Annotated in this window: 17 protein-coding genes; 14 read left to right on the forward strand and 3 right to left on the reverse strand. The window is 34.2% G+C overall.

Annotated elements, in window-relative coordinates; genetic code table 11:
* The first annotated feature begins 204 nt into the window (after positions 1-204).
* The 14 genes from QVA17_RS07045 to QVA17_RS07110 all read left to right on the forward strand — a co-directional run bounded on the left by QVA17_RS07045 (position 205) and on the right by QVA17_RS07110 (position 12,367).
* Positions 205-498, forward strand: coding sequence for a DUF2325 domain-containing protein (locus QVA17_RS07045; protein ID WP_027430367.1), 294 nt, complete (start codon positions 205-207; stop codon positions 496-498).
* 63 nt (positions 499-561) lie between these two features.
* Positions 562-1,191: a DUF3793 family protein gene (locus tag QVA17_RS07050; RefSeq protein ID WP_287387361.1), complete on the forward strand. Its 630-nt coding sequence runs from the start codon at positions 562-564 to the stop codon at positions 1,189-1,191.
* Between the two features lie 116 nt (positions 1,192-1,307).
* Positions 1,308-1,733: a flavodoxin gene (locus QVA17_RS07055; RefSeq protein WP_287387363.1), complete on the forward strand. Its 426-nt coding sequence runs from the start codon at positions 1,308-1,310 to the stop codon at positions 1,731-1,733.
* A 287-nt stretch (positions 1,734-2,020) separates the two neighbouring features.
* On the forward strand, positions 2,021-2,230 hold the full coding sequence (locus QVA17_RS07060; protein WP_027430370.1) for a FeoA family protein: 210 nt from the start codon (positions 2,021-2,023) through the stop codon (positions 2,228-2,230).
* A 111-nt stretch (positions 2,231-2,341) separates the two neighbouring features.
* Entirely contained in the window at positions 2,342-2,560 is a 219-nt protein-coding gene (locus QVA17_RS07065) for a FeoA family protein (RefSeq protein WP_287387366.1), read from the forward strand.
* A gap of 98 nt (positions 2,561-2,658) precedes the next feature.
* Positions 2,659-5,073: a ferrous iron transporter B gene (feoB, locus tag QVA17_RS07070; protein WP_287387368.1), complete on the forward strand. Its 2,415-nt coding sequence runs from the start codon at positions 2,659-2,661 to the stop codon at positions 5,071-5,073.
* A 52-nt stretch (positions 5,074-5,125) separates the two neighbouring features.
* Complete coding sequence (locus QVA17_RS07075; protein ID WP_034245137.1) at positions 5,126-5,266, forward strand: FeoB-associated Cys-rich membrane protein; 141 nt, start codon at positions 5,126-5,128, stop codon at positions 5,264-5,266.
* Positions 5,267-5,305: 39 nt separating this feature from the next.
* The gene (locus QVA17_RS07080) at positions 5,306-5,770 is read left to right on the forward strand and encodes a transcriptional repressor (protein ID WP_027430373.1); all 465 of its coding nucleotides are present in this window, start codon (positions 5,306-5,308) and stop codon (positions 5,768-5,770) included.
* Between the two features lie 171 nt (positions 5,771-5,941).
* Entirely contained in the window at positions 5,942-7,621 is a 1,680-nt protein-coding gene (locus tag QVA17_RS07085) for an EAL domain-containing protein (protein WP_287387371.1), read from the forward strand.
* Positions 7,622-7,869: 248 nt separating this feature from the next.
* Complete coding sequence (gene infC / locus QVA17_RS07090; protein WP_027430375.1) at positions 7,870-8,364, forward strand: translation initiation factor IF-3; 495 nt, start codon at positions 7,870-7,872, stop codon at positions 8,362-8,364.
* 30 nt (positions 8,365-8,394) lie between these two features.
* Positions 8,395-8,592 carry a 50S ribosomal protein L35 gene (gene rpmI, locus QVA17_RS07095; RefSeq protein ID WP_021867234.1) on the forward strand — a complete coding sequence of 66 codons (198 nt, stop codon included), beginning with the start codon at positions 8,395-8,397 and terminating at the stop codon, positions 8,590-8,592.
* A 58-nt stretch (positions 8,593-8,650) separates the two neighbouring features.
* The gene (gene rplT, locus QVA17_RS07100; RefSeq protein ID WP_027430376.1) at positions 8,651-9,007 is read left to right on the forward strand and encodes a 50S ribosomal protein L20; all 357 of its coding nucleotides are present in this window, start codon (positions 8,651-8,653) and stop codon (positions 9,005-9,007) included.
* Between the two features lie 229 nt (positions 9,008-9,236).
* Positions 9,237-11,141 carry an EAL domain-containing protein gene (locus QVA17_RS07105; RefSeq protein WP_287387386.1) on the forward strand — a complete coding sequence of 635 codons (1,905 nt, stop codon included), beginning with the start codon at positions 9,237-9,239 and terminating at the stop codon, positions 11,139-11,141.
* Between the two features lie 170 nt (positions 11,142-11,311).
* Positions 11,312-12,367, forward strand: coding sequence for a trigger factor (locus QVA17_RS07110; RefSeq protein ID WP_287387389.1), 1,056 nt, complete (start codon positions 11,312-11,314; stop codon positions 12,365-12,367).
* A gap of 7 nt (positions 12,368-12,374) precedes the next feature.
* Here the strand turns inward: QVA17_RS07110 and QVA17_RS07115 are convergent, their stop codons facing one another.
* The 3 genes from QVA17_RS07115 to nrdG form a co-directional block, all read right to left on the reverse strand.
* A complete protein-coding gene (locus QVA17_RS07115) occupies positions 12,375-13,064 on the reverse strand; it encodes an MgtC/SapB family protein (RefSeq protein WP_287387390.1) in 690 nt (229 codons plus the stop codon).
* 164 nt (positions 13,065-13,228) lie between these two features.
* Positions 13,229-13,693 (reverse strand): dUTP diphosphatase, encoded by a 465-nt coding sequence (gene dut, locus QVA17_RS07120; RefSeq protein WP_287387393.1) that lies wholly within the window; start codon positions 13,691-13,693, stop codon positions 13,229-13,231.
* Positions 13,694-13,699: 6 nt separating this feature from the next.
* A complete protein-coding gene (gene nrdG / locus QVA17_RS07125) occupies positions 13,700-14,221 on the reverse strand; it encodes an anaerobic ribonucleoside-triphosphate reductase activating protein (RefSeq protein WP_103952221.1) in 522 nt (173 codons plus the stop codon).
* Positions 14,222-14,436 lie beyond the last annotated feature (215 nt).

Raw genomic sequence — 14,436 nt, forward strand, 5'->3', positions numbered from 1 at the left:
AACTTATAATTAAGTTAGTGATGGCTAACTGAAAAGGATTTTTTATTCGGGTTATTAAGTAACCCGTTATTTTAAACACATTGGTTAGATTAGTCTAACGTAAGTGAGATGTTTTAAACTTATAGCTATAAGGGGATATGATAATAGAACACTATTTAACTTGACTTAAGTTAGATTAATGGGCGCTAGATTGAGGAGGTAATCATGAGCGTTGTAATTATTGGTGGTAATGAGTGTATGGTGTGCCAGTACGAGAAGATTTGTAAGAAGCATGGTTGTAAGGCCAAGGTTTTCGTTAAGGAAAAGAGCGGATTTAGGGACCGTCTTGGTAGTCCTGATCTCATGATTCTTTTTACAAATACAGTTTCTCATAAGATGGTGCTATCAGCTGTTAGTGAAGCAAAGAAAAATGATATTGAAGTTATTAGAACACATTCTAGTAGTGCTTCTTCATTAAATAACGTGCTTGATGAATATTTTGCAGCTATTGAAGCATAAATGACATGACCTTGGAGAGGGTCTTTAAAAACTACTACGTATGTATTTAAGGGAGTAACAGTCATGGAAGATATCTTAGAACTTAGGAGATGGGTGGATAACAAAATCGAGATGGATTTAATTAGAGAATGTGCCCCAACTTTAGCAGGTTTGAAAACCGCAAATCTTTTCAACTATAAGTTCGATGATCTTACAAATATGCATAAAGAACTTGCCAGAATTAATGAATTATTAAACGTTAAGGGCGTATATGTAAGAATTCTTAGAAAGTCCATGACTAGAGCTCTTTTATATGTCTATAGACCGGTAAGACTTGCCAAAGACTTAACCAATCCGCTTGCAGTAAGCCTTTTAAAAAAAGAAGGCTACGGGGATTACATTAAAAAGACAAGCTCTAGAGAATGTAGCATGATTGAGATTTGTGAGAAGGCAATAATTTTTCTTACTAGAAGAGTCAATGAATCTGAGTGTTTTCCTCATGAGATTGGATTATTCCTTGGATATCCTGCAGTGGATGTAAAAGGATTTATTGAACAAAAGGGACAGAATTGCAAGTGCTGTGGCTTTTGGAAGGTATATGGTGATGAGGAAAGCTCTAAGATGAAGTTTGAACAGTATAGAAAATGTATCGAGGTCTATAAAAAAGTCTTCCTACAGGGAAGAAGCTTATGTCAGCTTACAGTAAGCGCGTAAGTTTTACATTTTCAAAATTGTTAAAAAACAAGTAATTGTTTTTTATATAACCTATGTACGGGTTAACATGGGTAACACTACTTAATAACCGCATGGCGGGAGAATGGAGGAAAATAATGAGTAAAGTAGCAGTAGTATTCTGGAGCCAGACAGGTAACACAGAAGCTTTAGCAAACGCAGTAGCAGACGGAGCTAAGTCTGCAGGTGCAGAAGTATCAGTATTAGGATTTGGTGATATTAATTCATCTAATATCGATTCATATGATGCAATTGCATTTGGTTGTCCAGCAATGGGTGCTGAGCAGCTTGAAGAAACAGAGGTAGATCCTGTATTTACAGAAATTGAATCTTCACTTTCAGGAAAGAAGATTGCCCTCTTTGGTTCATACGGCTGGGGTTCAGGCGAATGGATGGAAGAATGGGAAAATAGAGCAAAGACAGCAGGCGCTAATCTTGCAGGTGCTTCTGTTATTTGTAATGAGGCACCAGATGACGATGCTTTAGCAAATGCTAAGAAGTTAGGTGAAACATTAGCAGCATAATAATCTGTTAATACTTATAACTAAACTCAAACCAAACTAAATAGAAATGTTTTACCCGTGCCTTTTTTAAGACATGAAAATAATTTCCTTTATATTTTCAAAATAGGCACGGGTTTTTTAGCAAATAAATTTAATATTTGTTTAAAAAGTAAATTTCTGAGTTTGATTTTGTTTACGAAATTTAGAAAAAGCTAATAATTATCGTTGACAACTAATTCTTGTTCGATTATACTAACTACGGTTATGAAAATAATTATCAATAAGAATGACATGGAGGTAATATGAGTATGCCATTATCAATGTTAGAAGAAGGAAACAATGGAACAATCGTTAGAGTAGGAGGCCTTGAAGAAACAAGACAGTTTCTTGAGAAGCTAGGTTTTGTTGTAGGAGCTGATGTGGAAGTGGTATCTAAGATGTCAGGTAATGTTATTGTTAACGTAAAGGGGTCAAGAGTTGCTATTGGCAAGGATATGGCCAATAAAATCATGATATAATTTATCATTTAAGATAATTTATATATATACTTTCTAGAAGGTTTAACAGAATATGCACTAAATCATGTGTTATTTGATGTTTTAGAGCTAAATTTTAAAGGAGACAGGGAAATGACTTTAAAAGAAGTAAAGACAGGTCAGACAGTTAAAGTTACAAAGCTTAACGGTGAAGGCCCAGTTAAGAGAAGAATCATGGACATGGGTATCACAAAGGGCGTCGAAGTTTTCGTAAGAAAGGTTGCACCTTTAGGTGATCCAATTGAGGTTACAGTTCGTGGTTATGAGCTTTCATTACGTAAGGCAGATGCTGCTTTAATAGATGTAGAGTAATTAGAGTTTTTATTAGAGTTTAAAAAGAAGTTTAAGAAAAAAGTTTAATGATGAAGACTAGGTAGAGTAACATTTGCCTAATCAGAAAGAGGTAGGAAATGTCAATTAAGATTGCACTTGCAGGTAATCCAAACTGCGGTAAGACAACTCTTTTTAACGCATTAACAGGATCAAATCAGTACGTAGGTAACTGGCCTGGCGTTACAGTAGAAAAAAAGGAAGGTAAGTATAAGGGCGATAAGAGCGTCGGTATTATCGATCTTCCAGGTGTTTACTCACTTTCTCCATATACAATTGAAGAAGTAGTAGCAAGAAATTATTTAGTAAATGAAAGACCAGATGCAGTAATTAATATTGTTGATGGTACTAATATTGAAAGAAATCTTTATCTTTCAACACAGATTATTGAACTTGGTATTCCAGTAGTTGTTGCAGTTAACATGATGGATATCGTCAATAAGGTTGGTGATAAGATTAATATAAAGAAGCTTAGCGAAGCTATTGGTGCTCCAGTAGTTGAAATCTCAGCTCTTAAGGGAACAGGTATTAAGGAAGTTGTAGATGCAGCTATTAAGGCAGCTAACTCAAAGAAGGCTAACGAACTTGCTCACAAGTTCAATCCTACAGTTGAGGCTGCTATTGAAAGTGTTAAGGCTAAGTTAGGTTCAGATGTTGAAGAAGCTCAGAAGAGATTCTTTGCAATCAAGTTCATTGAAAGAGATGATAAGATTGCTCAGTTAACAGCAACAGCTGTTGATGCTTCAGATGAAATTGCAACTCTTGAAAAAGAGTTTGACGATGATACAGAATCAATCATTACTAATGAAAGATATACTTATATCTCATCTATTATTGATGGTTGTGTAACAAAGAATTCTGCTAGGAAGTTAACAACTTCAGATAAGATCGATAGAATCGTTACAAACAGAATTCTTGCTCTTCCAATCTTTGCAGTTATTATGTTTATTGTTTACTACATTTCAGTAACTACAGTTGGTACATATGTAACTGATTGGACAAACGATGGTTTATTTGGTGATGGTTTCTACCTTTTTGGTAATGGTAGAGCTGCTTATGACGAAGCTATGACAGATTACTATGTAGAAAATGTATGGACAGACGAAGTAGTAGCTAATGTTGAAGATGCTGCTGAGGCTGGTATTACTGGTGCAGACGAAATTCTTGCAGCTATTGAAGATCAGGATTACGGTACATTTGATGAAAGCTATGGCTCTTATGGTGCTGAGCTTGATGAAAAGGAAGACGGTAAGTATTCAATTTCAGAAGTTGTTGATGAAGCAACTGGTGAGGATGCAGAACTTCCAGATAATGCAGATTACGGTACATGGGTTCCAGGTGTTCCAGTATTAGTTGGAAACTTACTTGAAGCTATTAACTGTAATGAATTTTTAACAGGTTTAATCCTTGATGGTATTGTAGCTGGTGTAGGTGCAGTACTTGGTTTCGTTCCACAGATGTTAGTATTATTTATCTTCCTTGCATTCCTTGAGGGATGTGGTTACATGGCAAGAATTGCTTTCATCATGGATAGAATCTTTAGAAAGTTTGGTTTATCAGGTAAGTCATTTATTCCTATCCTTATTGGTACAGGTTGTGGTGTTCCTGGTGTTATGGCTTCAAGAACAATTGAGAATGAAAGAGATCGTCGTATGACAATTATGACAACAACATTCATTCCTTGTGGCGCTAAGCTTCCTATTATTGCTCTTATTTCAGCAGCATTATTTAATAACGCTTGGTGGGTTGCTCCATCAGCATATTTCTTAGGAATTGCAGTAATTATTCTTTCAGGTATTATCCTTAAGAAGACAAAGATTTTTGCTGGCGATCCAGCTCCATTCGTAATGGAACTTCCTTCATACCACTTACCAACAGTAGGTTCTATTTTAAGAAGTATGTGGGAAAGAGGCTGGTCATTCATTAAGAAGGCTGGAACAATTATCTTACTTTCATCAATTCTTATTTGGTTAGGTTCAACATTTGGTTGGACAGACGGTGCATTCGGATGGAATGCAGATATTGAACTTGAAGATTCAGTTCTTGGTGCAATTGGTAACGGTCTTAAGTGGATCTTTGCTCCTCTTGGATTTGCTAATGCTACAGCAACAGTTGCAACAGTTATGGGTCTTGTAGCTAAGGAAGAAGTTGTTGGTGTATTTGGTGTCCTTGACTTTGAAGGTCTTGCACCACTTGCAGGTTACTCATTCCTTGCATTTAACTTACTTTGCGCTCCTTGCTTCGCTGCAATCGGTGCAATTAAGAGAGAAATGAACAGTGGAAAGTGGACATGGATTGCAATTGGTTATCAGTGTGTAACAGCTTATATCGTTGCTTACCTTATTTACCAGTTCGGTTTACTTATCTCAGGTTCAGTTAACGTATTAGGTTTAATTATCGCTATTGTTGTATTAGCATTTGTTTTATATCTTATCTTTAGACCATATAAGGAGGCAACAACTCTTAAGGTGGATAAGAAGGTTGCTAATATCTAATTAATAGAAAATGTAACTTATAGTATATTTATCTTAACAAGGAGGAAGAAAAATGTTAGGAAGTATTATTACAGGTTTAGTTGTATTGTTAATAGTTTTCTTGGCTGTTAGAAGCCTTGTAAAAGATAAAAAGGCCGGCAAGTCTGTTCAGTGTGGTGTTGATTGTAAGCACTGCAATGGCGGTTGCCACTAATAGAGACGCTTGTTCATTAGGCGGTAAAGAGGTGAAATTATGCTTGACAATCTTGCAAAAAAGAAAGAATTAGAAATGGGTTTTACAAGAACTCAGATGCAAAAAGACATGGTTTTAAGTTTACTTAAAGAACGTGGATGCAGGATCACCAAGCAGCGAAAAATGCTTTTAGATGTAATTCTTGAAGAGAATTGCACTTGCTGTAAAGAAATTTACTACAAAGCATCAAAACGTGATCCAAAGATAGGAAGTGCTACTGTTTATAGAATGGTAAATGTCCTTGAAGAGATAGGTGCCATTAATAGAGGTAACATGTATAAAGTATCATGTGGATCATGCAGCTATGAGAATGCATGCACAATTGAACTGAATGACGCTACAGTTATAAGTTTATCCGCTAAAAAGTGGAACGATATAATAGAAACAGGTCTTAAAGCATGCGGCTATATTACTGAACAAAAAATCAGTAATGTGCAAGCTACACAGCTAGTATTTGAAAATTAAACATTAAAAGCCTAAGAAGTCAATCCTCTTAGGCTTTTCTTTATTTATACAGTTATATGAAGAGCTATTTGATAGAGGAAAAGCAGCTTTTTATTGTAAATAAAACTATTCATATGGTATAATATTAGAAGTTAGAGCGTGACTATAATTTTCTAAAAGGAAGATGACAATATGGATAATGAACTTTATAGCAAGAAATTTGAAAAATTTTATGAGAGCTTAACTGCTAACTTTGCTGATACTTCAGATATTCAGAATGTAGTATCTCTGGCAGTACAAGGCATTGCAGAGGATCTAAAAATAGGCATGTTAACAGCAGATGTTAATATTCCTGTATCTGTAAGGGTTCCAAATGGTAAGAATGAGAGATACATTTTATATGATTCAGGTGCACATAGCGAGGAATACAAGGAATTCCAGTATCTAACAGCGGATGGTGGTAGATTAACTTATCAGGTTTATTCGGTTCCAGATTATGAATATGATGTGGAAGATGACAAGATACTTGAATTCATAATCGGCATTATAGCTTACGTAAGTCGCTATGTAAGAATTGCTGAACATGATGCTATGAATGCATTTACAGATAGCTTAACAGGATGTCTAAATTCTAATGGCTTATCTAGAAATGGTGGCTTATTATTCCTTAAGCATGACATTGCAGATTATGCATCGGTATATTTTAACATTAAGAATTTCTCTTATTTCAATCATGTAGATAGAACAAAGCTAGGTGATGAGATATTAAAGAAGTTTAGTATTGCAGTTAATGCCTACATTCAGAATGAAGAAATCTTTGCAAGACTAGGCGGAGATAGCTTTGTAGCCTTTGTTAAAAAGGAAAGAGTTGATAATTTCGTAGACTTTATTACTAGCATGAATATAAGAGCTAATACCAATCGTGGTCCTAAGGAATTTACGGTAGAGTGTAATGCTGGTTTATATTTTGCAGTACATAAGGATAATATTTCTAATCTAATTAATTACTCAGCTATTGCTTGCAAGTATGCAAGAAACTCAAAGACCTACGACTGTGTATGGTTTAGAGATTACATGATTGATGATAATTTAAGAGAGAAGGAAATTAGCTATAAGTTCCATGACGCTGTATCTGAGGAGAAGTTTGCTGTTTACTATCAGCCTAAGGTAAATCTTGAAGATGGCACTCTAGGTGGTGCTGAGGCCTTAGTTAGATGGGCGGCAAAGGAAAGAATTATTCAGCCAAATGAGTTTATTCCTGTACTTGAAAAAGAGGGCTCTATTAAAGACTTAGATTTCTACATGCTTAAGCATGTTTGTAAAGATATTAGAACTTGGATTGATAAGGGCATTGAGCCAGTTCCTGTATCTATTAATTTCTCAAAGATGCACATTTATAATGACAATCTTGCAGAGAGAATTAGTAAGATAATTACTGAGTATGGTGTTGATCCAAAGTATATTGAAATCGAAATTACAGAAAAATCTTGCACAGACGATTTCCTTACTTTAAAGGGATTTATGAAGGCTATGCAGGATAGAAATATAAAGACTGCAATTGATGACTTTGGTGATGGCATTTCATCCCTTAATTATCTTCGCGACTTAAGCTTTAACTACATTAAGTTTGACAAGGTATTTATTGATAATGTAGATAATGGAAGTCAGAAAGATGATATAATTGTTACTAGCCTTATTGATATGCTTAACAAGTTAGGAAAATGTGTTGTAGCCGAAGGTGTAGAAACAAAGAAGCAGGCAGACTTCTTAAAGAAGGTTGGCTGTAAGTATGCACAGGGCTATTATTTTGACAGACCTCTTGAAAAAGAAGACTTTGTGGGCAGGCTAGAAAACAAGAAATATGATTATTAATTTCATCAAGAAATATGTTGACAATAGATATTGATGATGTTATTATTTAATAGTTGCAAAACAAAGAAGAGTATCCACTCTCACCTCAGCACGATTAAGTGACTCGGGTTAATATTTAAATCATTTACCGTAAGGTTTTGTTTGAATTAAGTGTGGATAATCAATATTGATTATCCACTTTTTTTGTGGAAACGAGATTTTGCATAACATATAGACGAATATGGAGGTACACGACCATTAGCGAATTAATGATTAATGAACAGATCCGTGACAAGGAAGTAAGAGTCATCGGACAAGAAGGACAACAATTAGGAGTTATGTCATCAAAGGAAGCTCAGGGACTTGCAAGAGAAGCAGGAGTTGATCTTGTTAAGGTAGCTCCGTCAGCCAATCCACCAGTCTGCAGACTTGTAGATTATGGCAAGTACAAGTACGAGTTAATCAGAAAAGAGAAAGAAGCTAAGAAGAAACAGAAAACTGTTGAAGTTAAGGAAGTTAGATTATCACCTAACATCGATACTAACGATCTTAATACTAAGTGTAACTCAGCTAGAAAGTTTATCGAGAAAGGCAACAAGGTTAAGGTCTCTTTAAGATTTAGAGGTAGAGAGATGGCACATATTGATTCAAGTAAGCATATTCTTGAAGAATTTGCTGAGAGACTCTCAGACATCGCCGTAATCGATAAAGCTCCTAAGATGGAAGGTAGGAGTATGACTATGTTTTTAACGGAAAAACGTTAAAAAATTAAGAAGGATTTAGGAGGAACTATTATGCCAAAGGTAAAGACAAAAAGAGCAGCTGCTAAGCGTTTTAAAGTAACTGGAACAGGTAAGTTAAAGAGAATGAAGGCTTACAAGAGCCATATCCTTACTAAGAAGACTACTAAGAGAAAGAGAAATCTTAGACACGCAGCTATGACTGACGCAACTAACGTTAAGACAATGAAGAAGATTATGCCTTATCTTTAATCTGATGATTAAATTTGAGTCTTAACATTTCAAGTTTTTTATAGGAGGAATTATTAAAATGGCAAGAATTAAAGGCGGATTAAACGCAAAGAAGAAGCATAATAAAGTATTAAAGCTCGCTAAGGGTTATAGAGGAGCTAGATCTAAGCAGTACAGAGTTGCAAAGCAGTCTGTAATGAGAGCCCTCACAGAAAGCTACAAGGGTAGAAAGCAGAAGAAGAGACAGTTCAGACAGTTATGGATCGCAAGAATTAACGCTGCTGCAAGACTTAATGGTCTTTCATACAGCAAGTTCATGTTCGGTTTAAAGTCAGCTAACATCGACCTTAATAGAAAGGTTTTAGCTGAAATGGCTGTTAACGATGCTGAAGGTTTTGCAAAGCTTGTTGAAGTTGCAAAGTCTAAGTTAGCTTAATTAGTATTAAGATAAAGTTAATAACGAATTTTAACACCTTATAGATTTATCTATAAGGTGTTTTTTAATGCCAAGCCATAGAAATACTAGATTTTTACATATGTATTTTTATAAACATAAATATAGACTTATTGTAAAGTGTAGAAAATTAAGCTATAATAAACATATGGAAATAATAAGGGACGATTATTTTTTATGCGAGGGATTCTAATTTAAGGGGAGAGAGCTTATGTGGCATTTTGAGTATGCTATACCTAGTTTTATGATCTTGGCGGTTATTTTGCTACACTTTTTTACTTCGCAACATATATCTGTTAGGGTTCAAAAGGTATTTTTTGCGGTATTATATGTTGAATTCTTTACGATACTAATTGATATTGTATCGTCTTATTTTTGCGACCATTTTGAACATTTTTCTTATGAGTTATTAGTATTTATTAGTCTTTTATTCTATATTTTATTCTTACTTAGATCCTATGTCTTTTTTATCTATAGCTATGTTTTATCTAATAGGGCTATTAGATTAAAAAAAGAGAGAGTCATTTTAGCAACTATTCCATTAATCATTTTAGAGGCTTTTGCTATTTCAAGTGTAGTTAATAAATATATCTTTTATATTGATGAAAATGGCTTTAATAAGAGTAGATATTATTATGCGATTTATATATGTCTTTTCTTTTATGTAATTTTATCTATTGTTGTAGCAATTTTTAATAGAAAGAAATTTTATAGAAAGAAATATTTTGCCTACACAATTCTATTTAATATGGCTTTATTTATAGGTGGAATTGTAAGAATTTTAATACCTAATTATTTGCTTATGGATACGACCTGTGTACTGGTTATTTTGATGATTTATCTATGTTTTGAAAATCCAGAATTATACATTGATAGGAGGACCTCGTCTTTTAATTATTCAGCGCTTAATGCTCTTTTATTTGATGATAGGGCTATTAATAGGACAAGTATTAAGGGCTTTTATCTTAGAAATTACAGGGAGTTTCATAGTTTTACAGAGGATAATTTAGTAGATGAACTTCTTAGAGCTGTAGCAAATGCGCTAAAGATATACGGTAAGACTAGAAACATTTTCTATATAAGAAGGGGAGGCTTTATTGTCTGTTATAAGGAGCAGAAGGACTTTGGTCAGGTTCAAAAAGAAGTAACAAGATATCTAGAAGATTATAAAAGGATGCATGACATTAAGATTAGAACAGATCTTGCTATTATTGAGCTTGATGAAGAATTGGCTGGGCTTCCGGTTTCTACTAAGGTAGAGCTTATTAAGGATGTTTATGATAGTCGTTATAATATGGCCGCTTTTGATAGGATTCTTATTAGTGTTGATGATTATAATAAGAGCAAGAGAGAGCTAGAAATTAAGTCTGAAATTGAATGGGCTATTGATAATAATGATGTGGAAATTTATATTCAGCCAATAGTTGAAACTAAGAATAAAAAGGTTGTAGGCGGTGAACTTTTAACAAGAATTAAAAGGGATAATGGAAGTCTTCTTATGCCAGGAGAATTCATAAGTGTAGCGGAGAGGTATGGGCTTATGAATAAGATAGGCTATATAGTATTTAGTAAGGCTTGTAAGTACATTAAGGAAAATGATTTAAAGGCCTCAGGCATAGAATGGTTAAACTTTAATATATCTCCTTCGGAATTTTTAAGAGAAGATTTATCAAGCAGTTTATGTGAGGTAACTAATAAATACGGGGTGGATAGAAACTTTATTCATATCGAAATTGTAGAGGAGTTTGTGGAGGATTTTCTAAGGTTTAAAAATGAAATTAGCAAGGTTCACAGATTCGACTTTAATTTTGTACTTGATGATTACGGAGTTGGTTATTCTAATCTTATGAGACTTAATGAGATTAACTTTATAAATATTAAGCTTGATAAGTCCTTGGTTAGAGCTTATTGTGACTCAGGTAATTTAATTGTAGCTATTATGATAAAGGCCTTTAAGGAACTTGGATATGAGCTTACAGCAGAAGGCGTTGAGTCAGAGGATATGGTTAGAAAGATGACGGATTTAGGAGTGGATTATATACAAGGTTTCCACTATTCAAAGGCTGTGCCTGTGGCTAATTTCTTAGATATGGTAAAGGAGATAAATACAAAATAATTTTGTATTTATAAGTCTATGACAATTTTGTGAAAAATATAAAATTTAGGCCTTAAATCTATGAATAAATTGTAAATTGTGGTATATTTATAACCGATGCAAACGAAAGCTGAAAGCTAGATATATGCTTGTTTGCATCCTAAAAAAAGAGGAAAAGGATTTAGGGTTATATGAGAAAGAATATATTTAAAAAGGCTCTAGCTAGCACTTTAATTGCAACTACAATCTTAACAACATTTACAGCATGTAATACAAAGATTGATGTTGATTTGGGCTATAAGGCTAGTGACTATGTAACATTGGGAGATTACAAGAATATTAACGTAGAGGTTGATAGAACATCTATCGAGAACGAATTAGTAGAAGAGGCTATTCTTGAAGATCAGGAAGAGAATACAACATATTCAGAAGTTAGCAGAGGAGCTATTGCAACAGATCAGGTTATGTATAATGTAACTTGTGCTTACGCTGGTGTTACAATTTCTGAATTAAGTGCTTCAGGTGAGACAATTATCTTAGGTGTAGATGATTTCCCTATTGATATTGATGGCCTTGAAGACATGCTTTATGGCATGACAGCTGGTGAAACTAAGGTTCAGATAGTTACTTTACCAGAAGATTATTCTAATACAGAATATGCAGGTGCTAAGGTAGTATTTGAGATTACAGTTGAAGAGGTTGACCAAGCAAATGTACCTATGATTACAGATGCTTATGTTAGTCAGTACTATGGTTACTCAACTGTAGAAGAATATAGAGAGTCTATTAAGACAGAAGTTGCAAGTGATGTGGATGAGAAGGTTCAGTCAGCTTATGAAGAAGCTGTATTAACAGAACTTACTGATATTTGCGAAGTATCAGATATTCCACAGTCATTATATGATGAAAAGTATGATCAGCTTAATACTAGTATCAATTTCTATGCAACACTTATGAGTAAGTCTAATGATGAGTATTGTGAATATTATTTTAATATGACATTTGACGAATATGTTCGTAAGTCATGTGAACAGAGACTTATCCTTGAAGCAATTATTGAAGCTGAGGGTATGACACTTACTGAATATCAGTACAAGGGAGAACTTGATACATTTGCAGAAGACAATGGTTTCTCAACAGGTTCTTTAATGGTTGAGAAGTATGGTAAGAATAAGGTTTGCATCGGTATGTTAGTAGCAAGAGCACAGCAGTTTGTACTTGATAGCGCTACAGCAAACTATATCTAAGACATATTTAATGTCCCATCTCTTCAATTAAGATACAGCCTTCTAGGTTTTTAATATCGTTAATTACTCTGTATCTGTTTTGAGGATCCTTAATTTTAAGAGAGAATAACATGTATCCTGGTAGATTGTTAATGGCAGGATATTGTTCTAAATCGTAGATGGTGTAATCCCTTTCGTGGGTGAAACGAATGAGAGCAGGCATGAATAAGCTATGGTCACATTCCACATAGAGATAGATGTACTTGTTATATTTTATAAAGCTTCTATCAACGAAGGTGAGAACACGCATAATAACTAATACAGCAATTGAGCAGATTATTGCTCCGGAATAAAAGCCTGACCCAATAGCGATACCGATGGTGGCACAACACCAGAGGCCCGCTGCTGTGGTCAGGCCTTTTATTCTACTATTTCTAGTCACAATAATAGTACCAGCACCTAAGAAACCTATACCACTTACAACTTGGGCAGGGATTCTAGCTGGGTCAACATTTTCATAAAGACCAAACATATAGAGGTTTGTGATGCAGGTTAGGGTAGCACCAAGACAAACTACTACATAGGTTCTAAAGCCTGCAGGTCTTTGCTTTCTTTCACGTTCCATACCCAGTAAACCAGAAAGAATCATAGCCAAAACTAAACGAAAAGTTATAGAATATAAATTTAAATCCGATAAAATCTTGATATCTTCTAACATATTTAATTCCCCCAAACATATACTTTTATTTATTATATCATACATATAAAATTTTTTGTATTTTTTAGCTTAAAATTTAGACAAATAAAAAAGGCCTAGTCTTATTGAAAATAAAAACTAGACCTTGTTATTATAGTGTTAAATTGACTTTAACTTAGTAATTACTACTTTCTACCTGTAGAACCAAAACCGCCCTCACCACGATCAGTATCAGATAAATCCTCAACTTCATTGTAGTTAGCAACGATGTAAGGTGTTAGAACCATCTGAGCTACACGCTCGCCAGTTTCTACAGTCTTATCTTCGTTAGTATGATTGTGAAGAGCAACAATTATTTCTCCACGATAGTCTGAATCAATAACTCCAACCTTGTTTGCTGGTGCAAGACCTCTCTTGCAAGCCATACCAGAACGAGCATAAATAAGACCTACAAGACCTGTAGGAATCTCCATTGCAATACCTGTGTGAATAAATCTTGTTTCACCTGCAGGAATAACAATGCTTGTTTCCTCTGCTGAGTAAAGGTCAGCACCTGCTGCAAATTCTGAACCGTAGCTTGGAATGACAGCCTTGTCACTAAGCTTTTTTACATTAACCTTTGTATTAGTTATAGATGGTGTGAATTCCATATTATATTAGTCCTCCCATAAAATTACTTCGTTAGCTTTGAGGCTCTTTTTAACGTCAATTAATCTTTGATTAGATGAACCGCGATATTTAAGCATTAAATCCTTTAATTCAAGAACAAATTTACCATCTACTAAAACATCAATATAAGATATCATTTCCTTGGTTTCTGGCCACTTTGGAACCATTTCTTGCAAGATCTGCTTATCAAATAAATAACCTGAAAAGCACCAAATAGACTTATCTGGATACTTTGCTTTAATCTCTCTTAAGAGTGGAAGTAAACCAATTTGATTAACATGTTCAAAAGGTTCTCCGCCTAAAAGAGTAATACCTGTAATATAGTCAGGCTCTAAGGATTTTACTATCTCATCCATTACTTCCTTAGTAAACTCTAAACCATAGTTAAAATCCCATGCCACCTCGTTAAAACAGCCTTTACAGTGGTGTGTACAACCACTTACAAAAAGAGAGGTACGAACACCAGGACCATTAGCTATATCATTATATTTGATTGTTGCATAATTCATAGATTCTAATCCTCCCGTTTTTATATTTAACATTTTATCAAATTTGGCTAATAAATTAAAGTTCTTAATAGAGGACAAAAACATCTGTACAATATAACTGTAAAAGCTTGTTTTATAGATAATTATTCAAGGGTAAAAAATATGTAAATTTGATAGATTATATTAACAAACTATATTATAATAAAGATATATTGTTTTTAAAAATTTATGTATTA

Source organism: Lachnospira sp. (genome assembly GCF_016290755.1).
In the GTDB taxonomy this organism is placed as follows: domain Bacteria; phylum Bacillota; class Clostridia; order Lachnospirales; family Lachnospiraceae; genus Lachnospira; species Lachnospira multipara.

Bases quoted from the DNA above. Each gene is read 5' to 3' on its own strand.
- QVA17_RS07045 (WP_027430367.1), top strand. From the start codon at position 205: ATGAGCGTTGTAATTATTGGTGGTAATGAGTGTATGGTGTGCCAGTAC.
- QVA17_RS07050 (WP_287387361.1), top strand. From the start codon at position 562: ATGGAAGATATCTTAGAACTTAGGAGATGGGTGGATAACAAAATCGAG.
- QVA17_RS07055 (WP_287387363.1), top strand. From the start codon at position 1,308: ATGAGTAAAGTAGCAGTAGTATTCTGGAGCCAGACAGGTAACACAGAA.
- QVA17_RS07060 (WP_027430370.1), top strand. From the start codon at position 2,021: ATGCCATTATCAATGTTAGAAGAAGGAAACAATGGAACAATCGTTAGA.
- QVA17_RS07065 (WP_287387366.1), top strand. From the start codon at position 2,342: ATGACTTTAAAAGAAGTAAAGACAGGTCAGACAGTTAAAGTTACAAAG.
- feoB (WP_287387368.1), top strand. From the start codon at position 2,659: ATGTCAATTAAGATTGCACTTGCAGGTAATCCAAACTGCGGTAAGACA.
- QVA17_RS07075 (WP_034245137.1), top strand. From the start codon at position 5,126: ATGTTAGGAAGTATTATTACAGGTTTAGTTGTATTGTTAATAGTTTTC.
- QVA17_RS07080 (WP_027430373.1), top strand. From the start codon at position 5,306: ATGCTTGACAATCTTGCAAAAAAGAAAGAATTAGAAATGGGTTTTACA.
- QVA17_RS07085 (WP_287387371.1), top strand. From the start codon at position 5,942: ATGGATAATGAACTTTATAGCAAGAAATTTGAAAAATTTTATGAGAGC.
- infC (WP_027430375.1), top strand. From the start codon at position 7,870: ATGATTAATGAACAGATCCGTGACAAGGAAGTAAGAGTCATCGGACAA.
- rpmI (WP_021867234.1), top strand. From the start codon at position 8,395: ATGCCAAAGGTAAAGACAAAAAGAGCAGCTGCTAAGCGTTTTAAAGTA.
- rplT (WP_027430376.1), top strand. From the start codon at position 8,651: ATGGCAAGAATTAAAGGCGGATTAAACGCAAAGAAGAAGCATAATAAA.
- QVA17_RS07105 (WP_287387386.1), top strand. From the start codon at position 9,237: ATGTGGCATTTTGAGTATGCTATACCTAGTTTTATGATCTTGGCGGTT.
- QVA17_RS07110 (WP_287387389.1), top strand. From the start codon at position 11,312: ATGAGAAAGAATATATTTAAAAAGGCTCTAGCTAGCACTTTAATTGCA.
- QVA17_RS07115 (WP_287387390.1), bottom strand. From the start codon at position 13,064: ATGTTAGAAGATATCAAGATTTTATCGGATTTAAATTTATATTCTATA.
- dut (WP_287387393.1), bottom strand. From the start codon at position 13,693: ATGGAATTCACACCATCTATAACTAATACAAAGGTTAATGTAAAAAAG.
- nrdG (WP_103952221.1), bottom strand. From the start codon at position 14,221: ATGAATTATGCAACAATCAAATATAATGATATAGCTAATGGTCCTGGT.